Genomic DNA, 23,303 nt, shown 5'->3' on the forward strand with positions numbered 1-23,303 from the left:
GGCGTGCGTGCCGGAGGCGGCCTTCCTGGGACTTCAAGGGGGAGACGGAGGCGTCAGTAGAACTCGAGCGGGCTCGTGGAGTTCTGCGGCTGCCGGGCGGCGCGGGTCACGAAGTCCGCGCTGTTGTTGTCCGTGTCGTACCCGTTGCCACGAAGGGCGTCCGCGCCGGCCGTGCCCATGGTGGCGGGAGTGGAGTTGGACACGGCCTTGCGCTCCAGGCTCCCGCCCGACGCCGGATGCGCAGGGGACGCGGTGCCCTCGGGGGCATTCCCGGTGCCGTACCCCAGCCTGTCCACGTCCACGTACGTCCCGCCCACGAGTTGCTGGACGCGGATGTTGCCACCCCCCGTCGTCGAGGCCGACGCATCGAAGGTGTAGCCGACGTCCTTGATGGCCGTGCCGCTGTAGGTCGTCCCGCCCAGGAGGAAGTAGCCATGGGCGCGGATGACCTTCCCGGCGGGGATCGTGACGGGCGCCCCCCAGGTGGCCCCGGTGGCGGACTTGTAGCTCACCTGCCAGTTGGACAGGTCCACGTCCGAGTTCGTCGGGTTGTAGAGCTCGATGAACTCGTCCGTCGAGGAGGCGGTGGTGCCGCCGCTGAACTCGCTGATGACCACGTGGTTCGTCAGCGGCGCCTTGCCCACCGTCACCGAGCCGTAGGTGCCCGCGGGCGGCACCGTCTTGCCATTCTGGTCGCAGTACACCCACGGCTCGCCCGCGTCCGTGAAGCGGTAGCGGAAGCCATAGCTGTACGTGCCGGGCGTGGGGATCTGCAGCGTCGCCTTCACCTCGTCGTTGTTGGAGTTCGCCGGGCTGTAGCTGGAGTTGAAGTCCGCCGCCGTCCACGTCCAGCCCGCCGGGTTGGTGGCGTCCGCGCCGTAGCCCAGCTGCGCCTCGATGCGCGGGAAGAAGTCGTTGCCCTTCGTGTTCCGCGTCGTGACGTCGTAGCTGTAGAACTGGCTGAAGATGTCGTAGCTGTCGGTGGTGACGATGATCGCCGGGTAGGCGCCGTCACCCGACGGGAACGTCTTCGGGTACTGGATGACGCAGGAGTTCAGCGGCTTCTCCACGTTCAGGCCGCAGTCGTCGTTGGGCTTGCCGGGCGTGCCCCGGTCCCCGCCGGGCAGGCTGCCGGTGGAGTCGCACCAGTACCAGGCCCGCGCGCTGCCCGGGGTCCCCACGATGCTGGCCGCGAGGCTCATCGCGCGGCCCGGCGTCTGCGGGAACGCGCTCGTGTAGACGAGGCTGTCCACCGTCGTCGTCCCCTGCTTGAGGGTGATGGAGCCCGTGCTCCCCAGGGAGATGTCGGTGCCCCAGGCGTCGTTCGCCGACACGCCACCGTTCCGGTTGAAGTTCGCGTCCTGCGCGAGCACCGTGCGGCCTCCCGCCGGCACCAGTAGCGCGTGGCCGTGGTTCACCGTGAAGGACGTGGCCGTGCCCGCGCCGTCCACCAGGTTCACCACGAGGCCGTTGGCATCCAGCAGCTTCGTGGTGGTGTTGGTCAGCTCCAGGTACTCCGTCGTCCCCGAGGACGGCGAGTGCATCACCTCCGACAGGACCAGCTCGCCCGCGCCCGGGTGCGGCGCCGTGGCGCACGCGCCCGCGTAGCAGACCGCGTCCGCGCCGGGGCACGGCTGAAGGGTGGTGTTGCCGGGCTCGCAGGTCGGCACGCCCGCCTGCACCACGCAGACCGACGCGTACACCTCCAGCGACGTGCCGTCCTCCGCGCACTGGGACGCGGGCGGCGTGCACACGTAGCCGTCACACGGGTTGGTGGTCGCGCTGCTCGCGGTGGCCAGCGCGCTGGCATTCCCCGCGCCGTCGAACGTCTTCAGCGCGAAGTGGTACGTCACGCCCGCCTGGAGGCCCGTGACGGTGAAGGACTCCGCCGTGCCGGACGCCTGGGGCGCGCCGACGCCCGAGACCCGGGTCGCCGCGTCGAAGTTCGCGCTGGTGATGGCCGCCGTGGAGTAGCGCAGCTCGTAGCTCGCGGCCGTGCCCAGGTCGCCGTCGTCACCCGGGGCCACCCAGTCCAGACGGATGCTGGACTCGGACACCGCGGTCGCGTGGAAGCCTTGCGCGGCGTTCGGGGGCACGGTGTCGGAGATGCTCAGGTCCCCGGACGTGATGTCCGGCAGGCCCGCCGCCTGGGCATGGAGCTGATAGGTGCCCTCGTCGTTCACCACGGCCCCGGAGAAGGTCGCCACGCCGCTCACGGTGGTGCGGGTGAGCGCGCCCTGCGCGAAGGCGCCCCCCGCGAGCGACAGCGTCACGTCGGCCTGCGCGCCGCTGACGGTGTTGCCATACGCGTCGCGCAGCGCCACCTGGATGTCCGCCAGGGCCTGCCGCACCGAGCCCGTCGTGGGCGCGGAGGCGAACGCCAACCGGGCCGCGGCCGCGGGCACGACGGCATAGGTGTGCGTGCCCTTCAGGGTGGGCGCCGCCACGTCCGCCGCGACGACGTCCTGGTTCCCGGCGGTGCGCAGCTCCACGCTGAAGGAATGCCGGCCCTCATCCACCAGGGTGAAGGTGTAGGCGCCGGGCAGCACCGCCTGCGCGTCCGTGGAGGAGAACGTCACCGTGGAGGCGTAGTCCTTCGCCACGTTGCCGAAGGCGTCCCGCGCCACCAGCTCGAAGCCCGTGGCCACCCCCGCGACGAAGGGGCCCGCGCCCGCGACGACCGCGAACGACGTCGCCGCGCTGGAGCGCACCTCCGTGGTCACCGTCGCGGTGAGGGCCGCGTTGACGGTGTCCTTGACGGTGAGGGACTGCGTCCCGGCGGTCTTGAAGACGACGCCGGAGAGGGTCCGCTGGCCCTGGTCCGCCGCGGTGAAGGTCGCGTCCGCGGGCAGCACCGCCTGCGCGTCCGTGGACGAGAAGTGCACCGTGCCGGTGTAGCCCTGGAGCCGGTTGCCGAAGGCATCCGTCACCGCCACGACCACGGAGGACGCGGTGCCCGCGGAGACGGAGGCCGGGAGGTTCGACACGGTGAGCTTCGACGCCGCGCCCGCGCCCACCGTGAAGGACTGGCTCGCCTTGTTCAACGCGCCCGCCGTGGCGGTGAACGTGAACGAGCCCGCCGTGTCCACGCGCAGCCCGCTGAAGGTGGCCACGCCGTTCACCGCCGACACCGTCACCGCCGTGAAGCCCCCCTGCCCGGTCAGCGTCAGCGTGACCGCCGTGGTGGCCGAGGTGACGACGTCGCCGCGCGCATCCTCCAGCGCCACGCGCACGTCCGCGAGCGCCGAGCCCGCGGTGCCGTTCGCCGGCTGCGTCACGAACGCCAGCTGCGTCACCAGCGGGTTGGCCGTGGACACCGCGAGGCTGTCCGAGCGCGCGGAGTTGCCGTGCGCGTCCGTCGCCTTCAGCGCCACGTAGTACGTCTTGCCCGCCGCGAGGCTGGAGATCGTGGCGGCCTGCGCGGTGCCCGGAGGCACGGGAGCGCCGATGCTCACCGGCGTGGCCGCGGTGAACGCCGCGTCCGTCGTGATGGGCGTCACGGAGTAGCGCAGCTCGTGCGACGCGAGCTGTCCCTGGTCGCCGTCATCGCCCACGCCCGTCCACTGCACCGTGAGGCTGGTCTCCGTGGAGCCCGTCTGCGCGAGCACCGGCTTCGCGGGCGCCACGTCGTCCACCACCTGCACGTCCGCGCTGCTCACGTCCGCGAACCCCTGCGCCGAGGCGACGAGGTGCGTGGTGCCATGGCCCGCGATGCTCAACCCCGTGAACGTCGCGGTGCCACCCACCGGCGCCCCCTGCGCCGTGCCCGACAGCACCAGCGCGCCCTGCGGCAGCGACAGCTTCACCGAAGGAGCCGTGACCGGCACCGTGTTGCCGAAGGCGTCCCGCACCTGGACCGCCACGCTCCCCAGTGACGCGCGCGTCGACACGCGGGAGGCGGGCTGCTGCGAGAAGGCCAGGCGAGCAGGAGCCGCCGCCGTCACGTCCACGGCCAGGGTGAACGTCAGGGCGCTGGTCCCGTCGCTGATGCCCAGGAACTGGTGCCCGGCGGTGTGGAAGGTGATGCCCTTGAACGTGAAGACACCCGCGTCCGTCGCGGTGAACAGGTGGGCGGCGGGCAGCGTCGCGGCCCCGTCCGTGGACGTCAGCGTCACCGTGCCCGCGTAGTTCGTCACCGTGTTGAAGTACGCATCCTGCACCGTCACCTGGAGGTCCTGCGTCGCGCCCGCGGCCACCGAGTCCAGCAGCGTGCTCAGCCCCAGGGCCGCCGGAGCCCCCGGCAGGACCTTGAAGAAGCTGCTCGCCGCGGGCTCGAAGCCCGGGGCGTTCGCGATGAAGTGGTAGTTGGCGCCCGCCTGCTTCAGCACCACATCCGGGAAGGTCGCGACGCCGTTCACCGCGGCCACCTTCAGCAGGCCCTCCGGGAAGACGATGCCACCCGACCCCAGCGACAGCGTCACCTCCGCCGTGCTGTCGGCCACCACCGCGCCGCGTCCATCCCGCACCTCCACCACCAGCCCGCTGAGCGGCACGCCCGCCACGCCGTCCGGCAGCGGCGCGCGGAACACCAGCTTCGTCACGCTGGAGACCGCGGCGAACTCCACCGTGGCGGTGGCGGTGAGCGGCACCTGCTTGCCGTTCTCATCCTTCACCGACGCCTTCACGGTCTTCACGCCCGCCACCGTGGACGCCACGCGCGCCTTCGCCTCGCCGTTGCTGGCCGTCACCTCCGCGGCCTGCACGACGGTGGCGCCCTCCCCCTCCACCGTCACCGTCACCGGGCGCCCGGACAGCCGCGAGCCGTCCGCCTTGCGCAGCGCCGTCACCGTGACGACCGCCGTGTCCTGGCCGTCCGCCAGCACTCCTGTGGCCCGGTCCACCACCACCGTGGAGGCCGCCGCGTCCACCACGCCTTCCACCACCGGCGGAGGCTGAGGGGAGTCCCCGGAGTCACTGCATCCCAGCGATAGACCCAGACACAACACGCTCAAACCCACAGCGCGGGCGAGCATTTCGAAACGTGGGGACATGGATGTCTCCGACCAGCGAGCAGCTCCGCGCGGCAGTGAGGGCCTGCGCGGAGTTGCATCGCTTTCTAGCAGACATCCTCCGGCCTCCGCGAAATGAGACCGGAATTTTGCATTTCAACTGTAACTCACCCCGTCATCGCCTGGAGCAGCGCGGCGCCACCCAGGAGGGACTGACCGCCGTCGCAGACCATGATGGCACCGGTGATGAAGGAGGCCGCGTCAGAGGCGAGGAAGAGGGCCAGCCGGGCGATGTCGTCCGGGGTGCCGAAGCGCTGGAGCGGGAGGGCCTTCTCGATGGCCAGGCGCGACGCCTCGCTGGGGGCCAGACGGCTCATACCCTCGGTGCCCTCGATGGGACCCGGGGTGATGGCGTTGACGCGCACGCCCGTCCCACCCCATTCGATGGCGAGCACGCGGGTGAGCATGTCCACGCCGGCCTTGGCGGCGCACACGTGGGCCTGCATGGCCATGGGCAGGTAGGCCTGGGGCGCGGAGATGTTGATGACCGCGGCGCCCGGCTTGCGCAGGTGTTCGAAGGCGGCGCGGGACACGTTGAAGGTGCCCAGCACGTCGATGTCCATCACCGCCTTGAAGCCGTTGGAGGACATGCCCAGCACGGGCGCGGGGAAGTTGCCGGCGGCGCCGCACACCAGCACGTCGATTTCGCCGTACGCGTCCTTCACCTGCTGGAGCGCCTTCTCCACGGACGCGTAGTCGCGCACGTCGGCGGCGACGCCCATGGCGGTGCCGTGGGCCTGGAGGCCCTTCACCGCGCCCTCCAGCTTCTCCACGTTGCGGCCGTTGATGGCCACCTTCGCGCCCGCCTTTGCGAGCGCGGTGGCGATCCCCAGGTTGATGCCGCTGCTGCCCCCGGAGATGAACGCCGTCTTGCCCTTGAGCAGCCCGTCCTTGAACACGCTGTCCGCCATGGAATCGCTCCCTTTGGAAATCAGCCGAACTCGACGACCTTCTGCCCGAAGAGCTTGTCCACCGCGAGGAGCAAATCGTCGTTCACCTGCACCTTGAGGGTGGTGCCCGCGATGTGCGCTTCCGCCTCGCCGGGGAAGAGCACGCTCACCGCCACCGGCGTCGCGCCCGCGTACTTCTTCGCCAGCTCGTTGAGCTTCGCCAGCCGCTCCTCGGTGACGACCTCCGCGGGCAGGCGCAGCTCCAGCCGCTTGGTGCGCTTCTCGCGCACGGACTTCAGGCTCTGGATGTCGTCGACGATGAGTTCGGCGGTGGGCGTGTTCTCATCGCGCTGGGAGATCTGCACGGTGCCAGAGACGAGGATGGGGTCATCCGACTTGAGCAGGTGCTCCCAGTGCTCGTATCCCGGCTTGGGGCCCTGCTTGGACCACTTGCCGTCCTTGCCCATCACGTTGCGCGTGCCGTCCTTGCCCGGGAAGCACACCAGCTCCGTGGAGCCGGACAGGTCTTCGATGGTCACCCACGCCATGCGCTTGCCCGTCTTGGTGGGGCGCTCGCGCAGCACGGTGATGATGCCGGCCACGGTGAGCTTCTCGTCGCGGCGCGCGCGCTGCACGGCGGTGATGGGCCGCGCGTAGCGCTTCAGCTCCTTCTCGTACTGGTACAGCGGGTGGCCGGACACGTAGAAGCCGATGGCCTCCTTCTCGAAGGCCAGGCGCTCCTTCTCCGGCCACTCCTCCACCGCGGCGTAGTCGTCCTTGAGGCCGGTGCCGGAAGTGGCGGGGCCCGCGAGCATGCCGAACAGCGAGCTCTGGCCCGCGGCGCGGTCCTTCTGGCTGGAGGAGCCGCGGTTCATCGCGCGCTCGATGGTCTCGAAGAGCTGCGCGCGCGGGCGCTTCTCGAAGTCGAAGGCGCCCGCCTTCACCAGGGCCTCCAGCACCTTGCGGTTGACGCGCCGGCCGTCCACGCGCTCGCAGAAGTCGAAGAGGCTCTTGAAGGGGCCCTCCTTGCGCGCCTCCAGGATGGACTCGATGGCGCCCTCGCCCACGCCCTTGATGGCGCCCAGCCCGAAGCGGATCTTCCCCTCCACCGCGCCGAAGGCCAGGTCGGACTGGTTCACGTCCGGCGGCAGCACCTGCGTGCCCGACTCGCGGGCCTCGCCGATGTGCTTCACCACCTTGTCGGTGTTGTCCTTCTCGCTGGTGAGAAGGGCGGCCATGAATTCGCACGGGTAGTGGGCCTTGAGCCACGCCGTGTGGATGGTGACCAGGCCGTACGCCGCGGAGTGGCTCTTGTTGAAGCCGTACTCGGCGAACTTCTCCATCAGGTCGAAGATTTCGCCCGCGACCTTCAAGTCCACGTTGTTGGTCTTGCAGCCCTCCAGGAAGCCGGCGCGCTCGGCCTGCATGACCTCCGCCTTCTTCTTGCCCATCGCGCGGCGAAGGAGGTCGGCGCGGCCCAGGGTGTAGCCTCCCAGCACCTGGGAGATCTGCATCACCTGTTCCTGGTAGACGATGACGCCGTAGGTGTCTTTGAGCACCGGCTCCAGGTTGGGGTGCGGATAGGCCACCTTCTCCCGGCCGTGCTTGCGGTTGATGAAGACGTCCACCATGCCGGAGTCCAGCGGACCGGGGCGGTAGAGCGCGCCGGCGGCGATGACGTCTTCGAAGCAGGTGGGCTTGAGCTTCATCACCATTTCGGTGAAGCCGCTGGACTCCATCTGGAAGACGCCGGCGGTGTCGCCGTCCGCCATCAGCTGCCACATCTTCTCGTCGTGCAGCGGGATTTCGTGCCGCTTGATGTCCTTGCCGTGGTTGCGGTTCACCAGGTCCAGCGCGTGCTGGATGACCGTGAGCGTCTTCAGGCCCAGGAAGTCGAACTTCACGAGGCCCGCGGCCTCCACCTCGTCCTTGGCGAACTGGGTGATGAGGATCTTCTCGCCCGGCGGCTGGTAGACGGGCACGAACTCCCAGAGCGGCTTGTCCGCGATGACCACGCCCGCGGCGTGCATGCCGGGCTGGCGGTGCAGGCCCTCCAGCGCGAGCGCGATCTCGAGCACGTCCTTGGTGGTGACGGGGTTGCCCTCCACCTCACCGATGTTCTGGGGCTTCTCGATCATCTCCTTGAGGCGAGGCTCCATCTCGATGGCCTCCTTCAAGGTGATGTTGAGGACCTCCGGCACCAGCTTGGCGATGCGGTCGCCTTCGCTGAAGGGCAGGCCGAAGACGCGGCACACGTCGCGCAGCACGCTCTTGGCCTTGAGCGAGCCGAACGTGATGATCTGCCCCACGTTCATCTCGCCGTACTTGCGGCCCACGTACTTGATGACCTCGTCGCGCCGGTCCTGGCAGAAGTCGATATCGAAGTCCGGCATCGACACGCGCTCCGGGTTGAGGAAGCGCTCGAAGAGGAGGTTGTACGGGATGGGGTCCAGGTCGGTGATGCGCAGCGCGTAGGCGACGAGCGACCCCGCGCCGGAGCCACGGCCCGGGCCCACCGGGATGTTGTGGTCCTTGGCCCAGTTGATGAAGTCCTGGACGATGAGGAAGTAGCCGCTGAAGCCCATGCGCTGGATGACGCCCAGCTCCAGCGTGAGGCGCGCCTGGTACTGCTCGCGGTCGATGGGGTACTGGCCCTCCAGCTCCTTGAAGCGCTGGCGCAGGCCTTCGTACGCCAGCTCCGACATGAAGGTGTCCGGGGTGTGGCCGTCCGGGACCTTGAACGTGGGGAGCATGGGCTTGCCCAGCTTCAGCTCCACGTTGCACATCTCCGCGATGCGCATGGAGTTGTGCACGGCCTCCGGCGAGTCCGCGAAGAAGCCGAGCATCTCCTCCGGGCTCGTGACGTAGAGCTTGTCGGTGGAGTGGCGCAGGCGCTTGTTGTCCGCCAGCGTCTTGCCGCTGGCGATGCACATGAGCAGCTCGTGCGCCTTGGCGTCCTCGCGCTTGATGTAGTGCGCGTCCGCGGTGGCGACCAGCGGGATGTCCAGGTCGCGCGACAGCTGCTTCAGGTTCTCGTTGGCCTTGTCCTGTTCGGCCATGCCGTTGGACTGGACCTCCAGGTAGAAGCTGTCGGGCTCGAAGATGCCCTTGTACTCAGCGGCGACGCGGCGGGCGTGGTCCATGTCGCCGCGGAAGCACGCGCTGGTGACCTCGCCGCCCAGGCACGCGGTGAGGCCGACGAGCCCCTTGCTGTGCTCCGCGAGCACCTGCTTGTCGATGCGCGGGTGGTAGTAGAACCCATTCATGTACGCGGTGGAGGACAGGTAGCGCAGGTTCGCGTAGCCCTCCGCGTTCTTGGCCAGGAGGATGAGGTGGTGGGCCACCTTCTCCGAACGGTCCTCGCGCCCCTTGGGGCCCGCGACGTACGCCTCCAGCCCCAGGATGGGCTTGATGCCCGCGTCCTTCGCCTTCTTGTAGAAGTCGATGGTGCCGAACATGTTGCCGTGGTCCGTCACGGCCACGCTCGACATGCCCTTCTCCTTCACCGTCTTGATGAGGTCCTTCATCCGGATGGCCCCATCCAGCAGCGAATAGAGGGTGTGGAGGTGAAGGTGGGTGAAGGACATGGGCGTTCCGGCTCCCGGGTGGAGAAAGAGGCGCCTGAACACTAGAGCCCGCAACCCCTGCTCGCCAGTCCAGTGACAGGCCTGGGGGAAAGAAGCGTTCGCCCTCGCGCGCGGGGCCCTGGAATCCGGCCCGGGAGACACCCGGAGCGGAATCACCGCCCCCCGTCCGTCCGGGCGTGGGCACGCTCCTGGGGTCACCGAGGCCATGGCGGGGTTTTCGGGGAGCGCCTCGCTCCCCTAGAAGCAGTCCCCATGAGCCCCATCCTGGTGATCCTGTGCGTCGTGGCGCCCCTGGTCCTGACGCCGCTGCTGATCTTCGCCCTGTTCGCCAGCGAGAAGAAGAGCTACGAGCGCGTCCGCCGCGAGGGGAGGCGCTATCTCGCCATCATCAAGGAGGTTCACACGATGAGGGGCGACCGCGGCAGGGTGGGGCTCCTGCTGAAGCTCGAGGCACCTTCGGGCCCCGTGGCGAAGCGGCTGATCGTGCCCATCGAGGGGGCGATCACCTGGGACTTCCTCTCCACGGCGCGCGTGAACGACCGGCCGGTGTACGCCCATTGCATCCTGGACCCAAGCGTCGAGGAGGCTGTTCGCCAGTACGGCTTCATCCTCGAGGAGGCCCCCATGATGGACGGCGCTGTCCGCGGTCCGTGACCCGCGCCTTCACACTTCTTCACCCCTGGCTCAAACCCACGCAACCGCCAGCGTCCATCTTGGCTCCAGTCAAGAAGCGGGAACGAACCCCACGCCTGGAGACACACGCCATGAAGAAGACGCTCATCATCGCTGGTACCGCCATCGCCGCCGTCACGCTGCTCACCGGCTTCGGCTTCGGCCGCCATCACCGTGGCACGCCGGATCCGGAGCGCATCCGCCAGATGGTGACGTGGAAGCTGGACGACAAGCTGGATGACCTGGACGCCACCGAGGCCCAGCGCACGTCCATCCACGCCGTGAAGGACCGCCTGCTCAACGACGGCCAGGCGCTCATGGAGGAGCAGAAGGCCGCGCGCACCGAGGCCCTGACCCAGCTCGAGTCCGCCACGCCCGACGCCGCGAAGCTCCACGCCCTGGTGGACGCGCGCATCGACGCCTTCCGCGCCTTCGCCCACAAGGCCACGGACGCCGTGCTGGAGATCCACCGCACCCTCACGCCGGCCCAGCGTCAGACGCTGGCCAGCGACATCCGCGAGCGCACCGGTCAGCAGTAGCCCTGCCCTGGCGGCCCGGGTCTTCGCTGGCCGGGCCGCCGGTGTTGCGCGCGACATGACACATGGCGTGTGACACCGCGCACGAGCGTGGGCAGGCCGTGTCGCCACGGTTATTGTCGGTGGGTGGATTACACCGACTACGCACGACGCATCCGCGCCCACGCTTCCCTGGGCGAACTCTCCGAATACGGCCAGGTGAACGAAGGAGGGCGCGACTATCCCCTCTTCCGCCTCATCGTCCCGGGCGACCGTTGGCTCGTCATCACCTCCGGCTTCCACGGCGAGGAACCCGCGGGCCCGCTGACGCTCGTCCAGCACCTGCCAGACATCGTCGCCTACGCGAAGTCGAAGGGCGTGGGCCTGCGCGTCTACCCGTGTATCAACCCCTCCGGCTTCGAGGACGGCACGCGCTACAACCGCAGCGGCGAGAAACCCAACAACGACTTCATGCGCTATGAGATCGCCCCCGGCGAGTGGCGCGGAGAGCTGATGGGCGACCCACCCATCCTTCGCTGGGCCCTCTACGACGGCGGCCCCAAGGAGACGCGCGCCGTGCGAAGCGACCTGGCCCGCTTCCCGCCTCCGGACGCCGCGCTCGACATCCACCAGGACAACTACCTGGGCGGCGTCGCCACGTACGCGTACACCTTCGGGGACAAGGCCGCCTACCGCCCGTTGATGGAGGCCAGCGCCGCGCACGCCACCGTCGTGCGCAGCCGCAAGGTGGATGACAACAGCTTCGCCGACGAGAGCGGCTTCGTCGTCTTCCACGATGGCAGCGTCACCGACTGGTACATGCGCCAGGGCGTGCCGTACACCGCCGCGCTGGAGACCACCACGCCCACGCCCCTGGCGACGTGCGACGCCGTGAACCTGGTGTGGATCCGCGGCTTCATCGACCTGGCGGCGCGTGGCGAGGGCCCCACCCGATGATCCAGCGCCCTCTGGGAGACAGCGGCCTCAGCGTGTCCGCGCTCGGCTTCGGCGCCGGGCCCGTGGGCAGTGAGGCCCTCAGTGACGCCGACGCGGAGGCGCTGCTGCACGGCGTGCTGGACGCGGGCATCACCCTCATCGACACCGCGCCCAGCTACGGCGTGTCCGAGCAGCGCATCGGACGGTTCCTGGGCTCGCGCCGCCGCGAGTTCGTGTTGTCCACCAAGTGCGGCTACGGCGTGCCCGGCGTGGAGGACTGGACGCCCGAGTGCATCACGCGCGGCGTGGACCTGGCCCTCCAGCGGCTGCGCACCGACGTGCTGGACGTGCTGCACTTCCACTCGTGTCCGCCGGACGTGCTGCACCGGCCCGGGTTGGTGGAGGCGCTCACCCGCGCGGTGGAGGCGGGCAAGGTGCGCGCCGCCGCGTATTCGGGCGACAACGCCGGGCTGGACGCCGCGCTGGAGACAGGCGCGTTCTCCGTCGTGCAGACGTCCGTGAACCTCTTCGATCAGCGCTCGCTCGACCACGGCGTGGCGAAGGCCCGGGCGCGCGGCGTGGGCGTCATCGCCAAGCGGCCCCTGGCCAACGCGCCGTGGCGCTTTCCGGGACGTCCGCTCGCGCACGACGTCGGCGAGTACTGGGACCGGATGCAGCGCATGGGCCTCCAGACGGACGGCCTGGACTGGCCGGAGCTCGCGCTGCGGTTCACCGCGTTCGCGCCGGGTGTCGCCACGTGCATCGTGGGCACCACGCGGCTGGACAACCTGCGCGCCAACGCGCGGGCCTTGGAACAGGGCGCCCTGCCGGAGCCTGTCGTCCAGGCCATCCGGGACGCGTTCCATCGCCAGGACTCCGGCTGGGACGGCGTCATCTGACGCAGCCCGCCAGTCTTGGGTTCCGTCCGACAGCGAAGATTTCAGCAGGGGCAACTGCTCACCATCGACGTTTGTCTCGTCCAACCGGGCCGGGTGCTAGCGCCTGGGTCCGTGGCGAACATCCGGTGCATGAACGTGATGCCAGAGTTTGAGAAGGATGGAGAGTCGGTGGAGATCCACCCCACGGCGCTCGACCTGGATCAGGTCGAGCACACGCCGCAGGTGGCGAAGTGGTTGCGCATGCGCGCGGGCCTCTGGCTCACCACCGCGCAGAAGGAGTTCAACGACGCGCTCTTCGGTCGGGACGACTCCGATGAGTCGCTGTACCGCTACGCGAGCGCCCGCGCCGAGCTGGACTCCGCGGAGGCCTGGGCCCTGCGCGTCGCCCAGTTCCTGGCGCAGGCGCCCCGGTAGGCGCGGTCCTCCCGTTGAGGAGAACCCGCGGATCAAGACCGTCTGGATGGACGTGCTCGCCGAGGCACCGCTAGCGTTGCCTCCTCATGCGCGCCTTCGTTCTGAACCGATATGGCGGCCCAGGGGCCGCCGAGCTTCGCGACGTGGCTCCTCCCGAACCCGGACCCGGTGAGGTCCGGATCGACGTGAAGGCAGCGGGCCTGAACCCCGTCGACTTCAAGACGCGCGAAGGCATGCTGCGTGTCATCCATCCGTACGTACTCCCCATCGTCCTCGGCTGCGAACTCTCGGGAGTGGTCGCATCGGTCGGGGAGGGGGTGACGCGGTTTCGCCCCGGGGACGCGGTCTTCACCCGCGTGTCGAAGGAGCGCCTCGGTGCCTTCGCCGAGACAGCGTGCGTGCATCAGGATCTCGTCGCGCGGAAGCCGGCGTCGCTCGACTTCACTCACGCCGCGGCGATACCGCTGGCGGCGCTCACCGCGCTTCAAGCACTTCGCGACGAGCTGGCGATCAAGCCAGGGATGCGCGTCTTCATTCCGGGCGGCGCGGGCGGCGTCGGGACCTTCGCGCTCCAGATCGCGAAGCACCTCGGAGCGACGGTCGCGACGACGGCATCGCCCCGTGGCCGAGCGCTCGTCGAGCGCCTCGGCGCGGATGTCATCGTCGACTACACCACCCAGGCGTTCACGAGCGTGCTGCGCGACTACGACGCGGCCTTCGACCTCATCGGGGGTGACACACTCACGGGCGCGTTGTCCGTCGTTCGCCGCGGCGGCAAGGTCGTCAGCATCGCCGGTCTCCCCGAGCCCAAGACCGCGACCCAGGATCTGGGCCGCGGCGCGAGCCTCGCGACGCTCTTCTGGTTCGCGAGCGCGGGGATTCGCTTCCGTGCCTGGCGCGCGGGCGTCAACTACCGCTACCTGTTCATGCGGCCTGATGGGAAGCAGCTCGAAGAGCTCGCCGCCCTCGTCGACGCGAAGAAGCTCGAGGTCGTCGTCGACCGGGTCTTTGCCTTCGACCAGATCGCCGACGCGTTCGCCTACCTCGAGGGAGGCCGCGCCAAGGGCAAGGTCGTGGTCACGCTCGGGTGACCGCGCGAAGGGCAGCGCGCGAAGCGCCCCGCGACGCTGTTCATGGAGACTGACGACCCGGAACCAACAACCCAGGGCCGGGCCATCCAGCCCTGGGCGGAGGAATCAGGTCGTCAGCGCCATCGAGGTACGAACCCACGCTTCGACCGCGAGGTTGGAGCCGCGACCTGAATCCGCCGCGCGCCCCTTCGCGCGCTACAGCGGCACGCGGACGACGGCCGTCCCCAGACGTCCATCCGCGCCCGGCCGGACGGTGTCCAGATAGAGCGCGGGCGGGTTGTCACGGACGAGGACGGCCCCCTGGTGGAGCGGAAAACCCTCCAGCGCGCCCAGGTCGACTGCTTGCTGGAGATCCCAGGTCCACAGGTGGTGTCGCTGCACACCGTCCGGCTCGGTCACCTCCTGGAGGTACAGCACCCGCCGGGGGCCAGGGACGAACAGGAACGGCGCTTGTGGCACCGCGCCCTGCACGGCCCGCTTCGTCGTGACGCCGCCCTGCTCCCACTCCAGTGAGGGGACCGCGTCCGGAGCCGTCGCAGCCCTCAACCGCGCCTTGGCCGTGAAGCCCTCGCTGAAGGCAGGCCCCAGCAGGGTGCCAGACTCCCCCGAGATGGAGAGGAGCCCCGCCGCGCTGTCCCGCAGGGTATTGACCAGGCTGCACCGGACGAAGGGGCACAGGTCCTCACGGCAGTAGAGGGCCCGCTGCTCCTCCGCGAGCCGGACGGTCCAGCACATGTTGCTGGAGACCGCCTCGCGGCAGCCCTGGCCATCGCACGCGAAGAGCGAATGCCCGAGCGGGACCTCCTGGGGCGCGCCCTTCCACCGGCCTTCGGTGTTCACGAGGACGTGTACCTCGTCGAGCATGATGGGCGTGTCCAGGGGCAGCCATCCCGGCCTCGCCTCGTCATTGCGCCAGACGTGGTCCCACACGGGCGAGCCGGTGGCGGCGTCGAACAGCAGGACCTGGTCCTCCACGGCCCAGCCATACCGAGTCCCCTCCGGGGAGATGAAGGGCCTTCCCGGCAGCGCGCCCAGGCTCGTGACCGCGCCCGTCGCGACGTCGACAAACCACGCCTTCGTGCCATCCACGAGGAACAGGGTTCCCCCCGCGGCGCGAAGCTCGGGCGCCCCACCCTGGAGCTCGACCACCGTGGTGAGCGCGCACCCCTCCGGCGTGCACGCATCCTTGCGCGCCATGCGAAGGGACGTCACGTCCCCCGCACCGGCTTCGAGAAAGGCCACGTAGCTCAAGGCCGCGTCATGGACCTCGTCGCCCCGCGCACGCGTCGTGAGGGAGATGGCGTCCGAGCCGCCAGGGCGCCACCACCAGAGCGACCGCACTCCGTCCACCGGCGCGCTCCTCAGCAGCGCGGCACTGCCGTCGTTCGCCGCGACGGCGGCCTCCACCGGGCCCGCGATGCGCACGGCCGCACCCGTGGGCAGCGGCTGCGCATACGTCCCGTCCTCCCGGGCGGACACGAGGAAGGTCTGCCGCGCATCCACCTGGAGCAGCCGCGCCTCCGAGGCCAGCTCCGGGAAGACGACGCCCCCGTCCAGCTCCGTGCCGGCGTCCACTCCGGCGTCCACGCCCCCCACCGGATCCGCCTGGCAGGAGCACAGGCCCAGCCCGAGCAACACCCGCCCCAACAGCTTCCGTCCACGAACAGGGAGCGGAACTCTTCCATGACTTGTCATTGAATTCTCCCCGGCCCTGAAGGCCATACGGCCTCGGCGGGCCCGGCTGGCTGAAAAAAGAGCGCCCCGGGCCCACCCGGTCGTATCCAGACGTCTGCCTATAGGACAGCACGCGGAGGACGGAGGTGCCCCCGCGGCAGGGCCCTCAGCGCCCCACGCCCATGCGCGTCCACAGCTCCAACAGCGTGCGCAGCACCGACACGTCCGGCACGTCCGCCGCGGGCGGCACGTCCACCCGGATGCCCTGCGCCGCCAGCCGCGTGAACGGATTGTCCGCGTCTGGCGTCTTCAACGGCACGGACGGGTCCGCCGGCCGGAACCCAAACGTCAGCGCGCGCGCCTGCACTTGCGGGCTGCGCAGGAAGCCCACCCACTCCAGCGCCGCCTCGCGCTGCTCGGGCGTCACCCAGTCCGCCTGGAGCACCGCCGCCGGGTGGTCGCTCCACAGCGTCACCGGCGGGTAGTCCACCCGCAGCGCGCCCCACCGCCCCTGCGCGTTGCCCAGCTGCGCGATGGCCAGGCTCTCGTACACCACCGCCAGGTCGTAGCGAGAGGGCCCGTAGCGCACCAGGTCCGTCATGAACGTGCCCGTGGACGGCTCGAAGCGCGTCACGCCCCGCTCCAACCCCTGGAGCCACGCCTGATAGCCCGGATCCAACAGGTCGCCTTGCGTCAGCCCGGCGCGGCGGCCCAGGTACTCCAGCGTCGCGGACAGGAGCGCCTGCAGGCCGGAGTTGGACTTCGTGGGATCCGTGTGGCCCAGCTTCACGAAGCCCCACTCCGCGGGGCCCCCTACCGCGGGCCAGCCCCGGTCGCTCGCCACCGCGCGCTGGAGCGTCTTCCAGGACAGGGCTCCGCCGCCGCCCGCCTTGCGCAGCACCTCCATCCGGTCCTGCCAGCCCACGAACACCAGCGGCGTGATGACCAGCGGCTGGGGCACGGCCTCGCCCTGCGTCGCGAACAGCGGCCCGTGCGAGGCGTCCGTCGCCCAGTCCGCCGCGAGCATGCGCAGCTCCGCGCTGTCCGCCGGGCTCCACACCGTGGGCTGCTCACGCCCCTCCAGGATGGCCCGCGCCGCCTCCAGCGAGCCCTTCCCCACCAGCGTCACCCGCACCCCCGGGTGCGTCCGCTGGAAGTCCGCGAGCGCCGCCTCCACCCACTCGCGCTTCTCCGTGCTGTAGAGGAACGTGATGTCCGTCACCCTCCGGCGCGACGGGAGCGGTGAAGCCCGCGGCTCCGGATCCAGCGATTGCGCGACGGGCGCCTCCGGTGCCGCCAGCAGGTAGAACACCCCCAGCGCCGCGGCCAGCAAGCCAATGAAGAGGAGGACCCGGGGCTTCATGTCCGCCCTCGTACTCCGGGTCGCACTCCGGCGGAGCCCGGCGGCGCACTTGTCACATCCCTATCACTCACGGTTTCTCCCCTGGCCGCTCCCCCTCCAGGAGAGGACTCCGCCGGTTTATTTGGCCCCAAATGGATGACAGAATGGACCGGATGATGACCCTGGCTCGAAGCATCGCGCTCCTGGGATTGGGAGCGGTGTTCGGAGGCTGCGCGGCGAAGCAGCCCCCTCCCGTCCAGCACTATGCCCTGGGCATGTCCCGCGCGGATTATCGGGACTACACGGGGTCGAAGGCGAGCCCCTGTGACGCGGAGCCGCGCTGGTTCGCGGAGGAGCTGACCGCGGTGAACGGCCTCCTGGCGCGCTTCGTCAAGGAGACGGAGCAGGCGGAGGACGCGCAGGCGCAGGAGCACCCGCAGCACCTGGCGCTCCTGGAGGAGGGGCTGCGCACGCTGCCGCCGGTGCTGAAGGTGCACGAGAACAACCTCCGGGCGCTGACGACCTGTGGCTTCCGGCGCACGGGGGCCTTCCCGGACCTGGCGCAGCGGGGCACGGCGCTGCTCGCGGAGGCGCAGGGGCGGATGGCCCTGGCGCCCCGCATCCAGGCCGCCGCGGCGCTGCGCGAGGCCCAGCGGCAGTGGCGCGAGGAGGGCCCGGCGCGCGAGGCGAAGGCGCGCGAGACGTGGTGCCCGAAGCCGTCCCAGGTGGGCCAGCCGGACCTCTACTTCGCGCGCCAGTCGCCGGAGGGGCACACCGAGTGGCTCTTCTGCGACGGGCACGTCGTGGAGAAGACGGGGGACGCGGAGCCCGCGCTCCTGAGCCCGGAGGGGCTGACGAAGGCGGAGCGCCGGCGCGTACAGCCGAAGAAGTACCTGGACGCGGCGCGCGCCTATCCCACGGAGGAGATGGACCGCCAGCCCACGGCGGCCACCCTCCAGGCCCCGGCCGCTCCCGGGAGCGGCAGCGCGGCGGGAACCGCGAACTAGGCGGGCGCGGGCGTCCAGCGCGTCACGCCCCCAGCCGGGCCAGCCGCTTCGACAGGTGGGCGTCGCCGCCCGCCTCCACGCCACCGACGAAGGCGGCGAGCGAGCTGCCCGCGCCGGACAGGTGGGCCTCCACGTGCGGCTTGAGCGCGGTCCAGCGCTTGGCCCAGGCGTCCTCGGAGCCGTCGCGCAGGTCGGGGCGCTCCGCGAGCAGCGCCGTCACCCGCAGCGCCAGCTCCGGGTCGTTGAGCGTGCGCGCGGAGGCCACGCCCGGCGGCACCGAGCCCTGGGGCGCGGCCTTCCACGCCTCCGCCGCCCGCTGGAAGGCGGCCACGTCCACCTGCGACAGCAGCCCCAGCGCATGGCGCAGCGGGAGCCGGCCTTCCGCCTTGGGCCCCACCACGCGCGCCATCAGCGCGGCGAAGGGCGCGGCCAGGGCCGGGTGCGCCGCGGGGTCCACGCCGCCCAGGGCGCGCAGCGCGTGCCGGGCCTTGCGCGCCAGCCGCGTCACCTTCCAGCTGGGGCCCTTGAGGCGCGTCTGGAGCAGCGCGAGCGCCGAGCCCGCCGCGGCCACCGCCTCCGGGCCCGGCGTGGCGGGCACCACGCGGCGGGGCAGCACGAGCGCCGGGGGCGGCGCGGCGGCGGCCTTCGGGGGCGGCGCGGGCGGGGCCTCTCCGGCGCCCACCTCGGCGTAGCCCTCGCGCGTCTTCTCCGCGACCTTCTTGGTGTACTCGCGCAGGGCGGCTTCCTCGTCCGGGAAGACCTTCTCCTTGCGCTGCCCGGCCGTGCCGATGCGGCCGTAGGTGACGATGAAGGTGGCGCCCTGCACCTCGGGCACCCAGAACTTGGAGCTGTTGCCGTCGACGAACTCGAACCTGCGCATGGCCCGAGAGGCTACCCCAGCTGGGGGCCTTCGTGCGCGCCCCCGCCGGCGTTCGCCGCCAGCGCCCGCAGCCCTTCTTCCCGCGACACGCTGCCCGTGTAGCCCAGCTCCAGCCGGGCCTTCTCGTCGCTCACCGTCACCTCCTGGCCCACCAGCAGCAGCTCCGTGCGCGACAGGGGCGGCGCGCCCTTGAAACCCAGCAGGTCCCAGGCGAAGTCGCCCACCACGGCCACCGCCGCGGCGAGCGCGGTGGGCAGCGACTTGTCGCCGGGCTCCACGCCCTGCGTCTTCAGGAGCGCGGTGACGAAGGCGCGGAACTCCACGGGCGCCCCGTCGGTGAGGAAGTACGCCTGACCGCCCTGCCCCTTCTGCGCGGCCAGCAGCATCCCCTCCACGGCGTTGGCCACGTGGCAGGTGGACGTCAGGTAGTGCCCGCCGCCAATCCAGCGGAAGCGCCCCGCCTTCACCGCGGCCACCAGCGACGGCAGCACGGTGGTGTCACCCGGTCCCCAGACGAGCCGGGGCCGGACGGCGACGGTGGTGAACTCCGGCGAGTGGACCTGGAGCACGCGCCGCTCGGCCTCGCCCTTGGTGGACGGGTACGGGCCCACGGCGCGCGCGGGCAGGGGGTGCGTTTCATGGAGGTTCACCATGGGGCCGCCATCCGCCAGCACGGCCTCGGTGCTCACGTGCACGAAGCGCTTCACGCCCGCCGCCCTCGCCGCCTCCAGCGCCGCCTCCGTGCCGCGCACGTTGGTTTCGTAGAAGGCCGCGCGGGGGCCGGACATCTTCACGTGCGCGGCGGCGTGGAAGACGGTGTCACAACCCTCCATGCCCAGGCGCAGGCGCTCCGGGTCGGTCAGCTCGCCTTCCCACGGCTCGCCCCCCGCGGCCTGGACCGCCTGGGCGGCGCCGGGCGAGCGGGCCAGCGCGCGCGCCGGCTCCCCGCGCTTCGCGAGCGCCGTGAGCAGGTGCTTCCCGACGAACCCCGAGCCACCAGTGACGAACGCGCGCACGTGTGAAGCCTCCCTGCCAGAGCACGCCGCTCCTACCATCCCCGGAGGGGCCCCGGGTAGCCCGGGCCCGCGTCAGAACATGTCGCGCATCGACGGCGAGGGGCCCGCGAACAGGGCGCTGGCGGCGTCGAGCGACGCGTCGTCCGCGCTCAGCATCCCGGCCAGCTGGAGCGCCCGGGGCGTGAGGAAGCCGGTGTAGAGCGGGGCCAGGGCGCGCGCGTGCAGCCGCATGCGGCCCTCCCCGCCGGGCCGCACGCGGGCGGTGCCCCCCTCCACCTCCAGGACGAAGCGCCCCTGGTTCTCCGGGAAGAGGTCGTCCTCCACGTCCAGGTGCAGCGCGCCGGAGAGGCCGGGGACGAAGCCGCGCGCCTCCAGGGCCCGGGGGACGTCCAGCAGCCGCGCCATCCAGTGCATGGACAGCTTCACCTGGTACGTCTGCTCGCGCAGCAGCGTGAGCAGCGGCTCGTCCGCGCCGCCGAACCACACCACGTCCTGCGCCAGCGAGCGGTGGTCGCCCAGGAAGCGCAGGAGCCGGCGCGCGGCGGCGGGGGTCGTGGCCGTGAGGTCCGTGAGCTTCAACACCTGCTTGGGCACGGCGCCCTGGGGCGCGAGCTGACGCACGAGGTACACGTAGCCCTCCACGCCGGAGTCCCCCTCCACGACGAAGCCGTGGGCGGTGTCGTTGCGCGGCGTCCGCACGCGCCGCCAGATGTAGTCCCCCCGGTCCAACCAGCCGTGGTGCTGGGCGGCGAAGCGCCGGTAACACGCCTCCACCGCCGCGTCGTCCGACAGCCGCGAGGGCCGCAGGGACAGCGAGCGCTCCCCCAGCTCCAGCGAGGCGGCGTCGACGTGGATCTCATAGCGGGCGCCGGCCAGCTCGTAGCCCACGCGCCGGTAGAGCGGCTGCGTCGCGGGGTAGAGCACGGACAGCGGCGAGCCCGCGTCGCGCATCTCGCGCAGGAAGTGGCGGAAGAGGCGCGTGGCGGCCCCCGCGCCCCGGTGCGCCGGAGCGACCCCCACGCCCCCCACGCCGATGAGGGGCACCCCACGGCCGCCCAGGAACTGGCCCATGCGGATGAGGGTGAGCGTCGCGGCCACCTCCCCGTTCACGCGCAGGATGCGCAGCGAGGACTCCGCGCTGTTCTTGAGCACCACCGTCTCCGCGTCCGTGGCGGACATCGCGAAGGCCTGCGCGGTGATGTCCGCGATGGCGGCCAGCTCCTGCTCATCCCGTGGAAGTCCATACTCCGCTGACGCCATCCCTCGACCCCTTTGCTGAGTGCGCGGGCAGCATGGCGCAGCGGGAGGAGGCGAGGAAGGCCGGACGCGGGCGCTGTCGCCTCGCGAGCTTCGGTTGCGCGGCCAGGACGCCACGCCCCCAAGTCTTCAGGGATCCGACGACACCACCCGCTCCGGCTCCAGCACCTCCCGCGTCTGCGCGCCGCGCCCGATGTAGCTGGAGCCGCCCGTCAGCTGCCTGCCGTCCTCCAGCACGGCGATGAGGCGATAGGACGAGTCGCCCCCCGCGGGATAGGCCAGGGCCACGGTGCTCCCCTGGAGCAGCACGCGATGGAGGACCTGCCCGTGGTCGTACTCGACGCGGACCTCGCGCACGTCCTGGCCCGTGCGGTTCTCCACGCGCACGTGGATCTGATCCCGGAGCGGGCGGCTGTCGTGCAACCAATACGCGACCCCGGCGATGAGCGTCAGGACCGCGCCCAGCAACATCCCTCCCAGCAGCCACAGGCCCTTCATCAGACGTCCTCCCCGGCGGCTCCCGCCATGGAAACCGGTATCCGGGTTTGTAGCCTTCTTCCAGGATGATGTCCGGACGCGCCTCATGCGGCCTGGGCCCTGGGCTTCCCCTCGGGAGGGGTCAGGAGCAGGTGCCCTGGCCGTGGAGCGACTTGTTCGTCGTGGTGACGCAGGCGCAGTTGCGGACCCGGCACTTGAACGAGGCCGACGCTTCGCAGAGGTGGGCCACCCGTCGCCAGCGCTGGATGGGGTTGCTGGCCTTCCCCTCCTCCTGGGTGAAGAGGTCCTCTCCCTGGACGGCGAACGCATACGCATACGCGTAGGAGCGGTCGCCCTCGGAGTAGTCGTCACAGTAGGTGGCGAGGTTGATGGCGAGCCGTCCCCCCGTGACCGACCAGGTCCCCACCGAGTTGCTCCATTGGCCCTCCACGAAGAGGATGGAGGACCCCTGGATGACCATCGCCTCGGCGCCCTGGCCCTGCTCCAGGCGGTAGATGCCGTCGCGCAGCGCTCCACCCGTCAGGGCCGGCGCGTCGACCGCCGAGTCGCTGTCCGCCTCCCAGGTGGTGCACCACCCCACCGCGCTGCACTGAATCGCGGTGCCCCCGTTGCCACCATCCACCCCGCCTTGGGTGCCGCCATCCCCGCCTCCCGCGTCATCGGTGTTGCCGCAGGCCACGGCCAGCAAGGAGAGCAGCGTCAGGAAAATCGTCGTGTTCTTCATGAAGGCATCCCGGAAGAGAACTCCTGGGGAATCCGTCCCCGCGGCAGGGAGTCCTCCCGGTCCGCGCCGTTGCATGAAATCGGTGCGCGCCGGGCGGCGCTCGCGGTCACGCCGCCCGGGCCCGCGGGCTCAGTGGCAGGCGGGCTGCCCCGTCAACGGCTTGTTCGTCGTCGTCATGCAGGTGCACTTCGAGTCCCGGCACTTGAACGACGTGCTCTCCTGACAGAGGTAGGACACCCGCCGCCAGCGCAGGATGGGGGTGTCGAGCAGCTTCACGCTCTGGGTGAAGAGCTCATCTCCGCGGACGGCGAAGGCGAGGTCATACGTGAGGGACATGTTGCCGCTGGAGAAGAGGTCGCAGTAGCTCCCGATCTGGATCGCGATCCGGCCGTTGGAGATCTTCCAGGTTCCCAGCGTGTTGTCCCAGAAGTCCCCCACGAACAGGACGGAGGAGCCCTGGATGATCATCGCCTCGTCGGTGCCGCGCCCCTGCTCCAGGCGGTAGATGCCGTCGCGCAGCGTCCCCCCGTTGAAGGCAGGCGCGTCCGTCACCGGGTTGCTGTCCGCGGTCCACGTGGTGCACCACCCCATCGAGATGCACTGGAGCGCGCCGCCCGGGCCGCTGCCCCCGTCCACGCCTGCATCGCTGCCCCCGTCCACGCTGGTGTTGCCCCCTCCGTCCACCCCGCCGTTGCCGCCCCCGTCCACGCCGGTGTTGCTGCCTCCATCCGCGTGGGTGTTGTCCCCCCCACCGCCCTCGTCGGGGTCGTCGGTGTTGCCGCAGGCCACGGTCAGCAAGGAGAGCAGCGTCAGGAAAATCGTCGTGTTCTTCATGAAGGCATCCCGGAAGAGAACTGGCGGGGAATCCGTCCCCGCCAGAGGGAGCCCTCCC

18 protein-coding genes are annotated in these 23,303 nt (G+C 70.8%); 7 read left to right on the plus strand and 11 right to left on the minus strand.

Annotation, left to right across the window (positions count from 1 at the left end; all coding sequences use genetic code 11):
• Positions 1-53: 53 nt before the first annotated feature.
• The 3 genes from FOF48_RS09765 to dnaE all read right to left on the minus strand — a co-directional run bounded on the left by FOF48_RS09765 (position 54) and on the right by dnaE (position 9,486).
• Positions 54-4,973: a lamin tail domain-containing protein gene (locus FOF48_RS09765; protein ID WP_143900229.1), complete on the minus strand. Its 4,920-nt coding sequence runs from the start codon at positions 4,971-4,973 to the stop codon at positions 54-56.
• A 143-nt stretch (positions 4,974-5,116) separates the two neighbouring features.
• A complete protein-coding gene (locus FOF48_RS09770; protein ID WP_143900231.1) occupies positions 5,117-5,920 on the minus strand; it encodes an SDR family oxidoreductase in 804 nt (267 codons plus the stop codon).
• 20 nt (positions 5,921-5,940) lie between these two features.
• The gene (dnaE, locus tag FOF48_RS09775; protein WP_143900234.1) at positions 5,941-9,486 is read right to left on the minus strand and encodes a DNA polymerase III subunit alpha; all 3,546 of its coding nucleotides are present in this window, start codon (positions 9,484-9,486) and stop codon (positions 5,941-5,943) included.
• Between the two features lie 252 nt (positions 9,487-9,738).
• On the opposite strand from dnaE, the gene FOF48_RS09780 reads away from it, so the two are divergent.
• The 6 genes from FOF48_RS09780 (at position 9,739) to FOF48_RS09805 (ending at position 14,013) form a co-directional block, all read left to right on the plus strand.
• On the plus strand, positions 9,739-10,140 hold the full coding sequence (locus FOF48_RS09780) for a hypothetical protein (protein WP_143900236.1): 402 nt from the start codon (positions 9,739-9,741) through the stop codon (positions 10,138-10,140).
• Between the two features lie 110 nt (positions 10,141-10,250).
• Positions 10,251-10,697 carry a Spy/CpxP family protein refolding chaperone gene (locus FOF48_RS09785; RefSeq protein WP_143900238.1) on the plus strand — a complete coding sequence of 149 codons (447 nt, stop codon included), beginning with the start codon at positions 10,251-10,253 and terminating at the stop codon, positions 10,695-10,697.
• A 123-nt stretch (positions 10,698-10,820) separates the two neighbouring features.
• Complete coding sequence (locus FOF48_RS09790) at positions 10,821-11,630, plus strand: M14 family metallocarboxypeptidase (RefSeq protein WP_143900241.1); 810 nt, start codon at positions 10,821-10,823, stop codon at positions 11,628-11,630.
• A complete protein-coding gene (locus FOF48_RS09795; protein ID WP_143900242.1) occupies positions 11,627-12,508 on the plus strand; it encodes an aldo/keto reductase in 882 nt (293 codons plus the stop codon). The genes FOF48_RS09790 and FOF48_RS09795 overlap by 4 nt, the downstream gene beginning before the upstream one ends.
• A 138-nt stretch (positions 12,509-12,646) precedes the next feature.
• Positions 12,647-12,922 (plus strand): hypothetical protein, encoded by a 276-nt coding sequence (locus FOF48_RS09800; RefSeq protein ID WP_143900244.1) that lies wholly within the window; start codon positions 12,647-12,649, stop codon positions 12,920-12,922.
• A gap of 86 nt (positions 12,923-13,008) precedes the next feature.
• Positions 13,009-14,013 carry an NADP-dependent oxidoreductase gene (locus tag FOF48_RS09805; RefSeq protein ID WP_143900246.1) on the plus strand — a complete coding sequence of 335 codons (1,005 nt, stop codon included), beginning with the start codon at positions 13,009-13,011 and terminating at the stop codon, positions 14,011-14,013.
• A 195-nt stretch (positions 14,014-14,208) separates the two neighbouring features.
• On the opposite strand, the gene FOF48_RS09810 is transcribed toward FOF48_RS09805, so the two are convergent.
• Together FOF48_RS09810 and FOF48_RS09815 are read right to left on the minus strand one after the other, a co-directional pair.
• On the minus strand, positions 14,209-15,660 hold the full coding sequence (locus FOF48_RS09810; protein ID WP_143900248.1) for a hypothetical protein: 1,452 nt from the start codon (positions 15,658-15,660) through the stop codon (positions 14,209-14,211).
• Between the two features lie 193 nt (positions 15,661-15,853).
• The gene (locus FOF48_RS09815) at positions 15,854-17,050 is read right to left on the minus strand and encodes a substrate-binding domain-containing protein (RefSeq protein ID WP_143900250.1); all 1,197 of its coding nucleotides are present in this window, start codon (positions 17,048-17,050) and stop codon (positions 15,854-15,856) included.
• 152 nt (positions 17,051-17,202) lie between these two features.
• Between FOF48_RS09815 and FOF48_RS09820 the strand changes: the two genes are divergently transcribed.
• Entirely contained in the window at positions 17,203-18,036 is an 834-nt protein-coding gene (locus tag FOF48_RS09820) for a hypothetical protein (protein ID WP_255442025.1), read from the plus strand.
• 22 nt (positions 18,037-18,058) lie between these two features.
• On the opposite strand, the gene FOF48_RS09825 is transcribed toward FOF48_RS09820, so the two are convergent.
• The 6 genes from FOF48_RS09825 to FOF48_RS09850 all read right to left on the minus strand — a co-directional run bounded on the left by FOF48_RS09825 (position 18,059) and on the right by FOF48_RS09850 (position 23,245).
• Positions 18,059-18,916, minus strand: a complete 858-nt coding sequence (locus FOF48_RS09825; RefSeq protein ID WP_143900253.1) for a WGR domain-containing protein — start codon at positions 18,914-18,916, stop codon at positions 18,059-18,061.
• Positions 18,917-18,927: 11 nt separating this feature from the next.
• A complete protein-coding gene (locus tag FOF48_RS09830; RefSeq protein WP_143900254.1) occupies positions 18,928-19,932 on the minus strand; it encodes an NAD(P)-dependent oxidoreductase in 1,005 nt (334 codons plus the stop codon).
• Between the two features lie 72 nt (positions 19,933-20,004).
• Complete coding sequence (gene eis / locus FOF48_RS09835) at positions 20,005-21,192, minus strand: enhanced intracellular survival protein Eis (RefSeq protein ID WP_143900256.1); 1,188 nt, start codon at positions 21,190-21,192, stop codon at positions 20,005-20,007.
• A 126-nt stretch (positions 21,193-21,318) separates the two neighbouring features.
• Entirely contained in the window at positions 21,319-21,687 is a 369-nt protein-coding gene (locus FOF48_RS09840; protein WP_143900258.1) for a hypothetical protein, read from the minus strand.
• Between the two features lie 121 nt (positions 21,688-21,808).
• Positions 21,809-22,411: a hypothetical protein gene (locus FOF48_RS09845; RefSeq protein WP_143900260.1), complete on the minus strand. Its 603-nt coding sequence runs from the start codon at positions 22,409-22,411 to the stop codon at positions 21,809-21,811.
• Between the two features lie 129 nt (positions 22,412-22,540).
• Complete coding sequence (locus tag FOF48_RS09850; protein ID WP_143900262.1) at positions 22,541-23,245, minus strand: hypothetical protein; 705 nt, start codon at positions 23,243-23,245, stop codon at positions 22,541-22,543.
• Between the last annotated feature and the right edge of the window lie 58 nt (positions 23,246-23,303).

This window comes from Corallococcus sp. Z5C101001 (genome assembly GCF_007352635.1).
Classification (GTDB): Bacteria; Myxococcota; Myxococcia; order Myxococcales; family Myxococcaceae; genus Corallococcus; species Corallococcus silvisoli.

What these genes read in the sequence shown, in the direction of transcription:
- eis (WP_143900256.1), bottom strand. Translation starts at nt 21,192, where the DNA reads ATGGCGTCAGCGGAGTATGGACTTCCACGGGATGAGCAGGAGCTGGCC.
- FOF48_RS09800 (WP_143900244.1), top strand. Translation starts at nt 12,647, where the DNA reads ATGCCAGAGTTTGAGAAGGATGGAGAGTCGGTGGAGATCCACCCCACG.
- FOF48_RS09845 (WP_143900260.1), bottom strand. Translation starts at nt 22,411, where the DNA reads ATGAAGAACACGACGATTTTCCTGACGCTGCTCTCCTTGCTGGCCGTG.
- FOF48_RS09785 (WP_143900238.1), top strand. Translation starts at nt 10,251, where the DNA reads ATGAAGAAGACGCTCATCATCGCTGGTACCGCCATCGCCGCCGTCACG.
- FOF48_RS09780 (WP_143900236.1), top strand. Translation starts at nt 9,739, where the DNA reads ATGAGCCCCATCCTGGTGATCCTGTGCGTCGTGGCGCCCCTGGTCCTG.
- FOF48_RS09850 (WP_143900262.1), bottom strand. Translation starts at nt 23,245, where the DNA reads ATGAAGAACACGACGATTTTCCTGACGCTGCTCTCCTTGCTGACCGTG.
- FOF48_RS09770 (WP_143900231.1), bottom strand. Translation starts at nt 5,920, where the DNA reads ATGGCGGACAGCGTGTTCAAGGACGGGCTGCTCAAGGGCAAGACGGCG.
- FOF48_RS09765 (WP_143900229.1), bottom strand. Translation starts at nt 4,973, where the DNA reads ATGCTCGCCCGCGCTGTGGGTTTGAGCGTGTTGTGTCTGGGTCTATCG.
- FOF48_RS09820 (WP_255442025.1), top strand. Translation starts at nt 17,203, where the DNA reads ATGATGACCCTGGCTCGAAGCATCGCGCTCCTGGGATTGGGAGCGGTG.
- FOF48_RS09795 (WP_143900242.1), top strand. Translation starts at nt 11,627, where the DNA reads ATGATCCAGCGCCCTCTGGGAGACAGCGGCCTCAGCGTGTCCGCGCTC.
- FOF48_RS09840 (WP_143900258.1), bottom strand. Translation starts at nt 21,687, where the DNA reads ATGAAGGGCCTGTGGCTGCTGGGAGGGATGTTGCTGGGCGCGGTCCTG.
- dnaE (WP_143900234.1), bottom strand. Translation starts at nt 9,486, where the DNA reads ATGTCCTTCACCCACCTTCACCTCCACACCCTCTATTCGCTGCTGGAT.
- FOF48_RS09815 (WP_143900250.1), bottom strand. Translation starts at nt 17,050, where the DNA reads ATGAAGCCCCGGGTCCTCCTCTTCATTGGCTTGCTGGCCGCGGCGCTG.
- FOF48_RS09805 (WP_143900246.1), top strand. Translation starts at nt 13,009, where the DNA reads ATGCGCGCCTTCGTTCTGAACCGATATGGCGGCCCAGGGGCCGCCGAG.
- FOF48_RS09825 (WP_143900253.1), bottom strand. Translation starts at nt 18,916, where the DNA reads ATGCGCAGGTTCGAGTTCGTCGACGGCAACAGCTCCAAGTTCTGGGTG.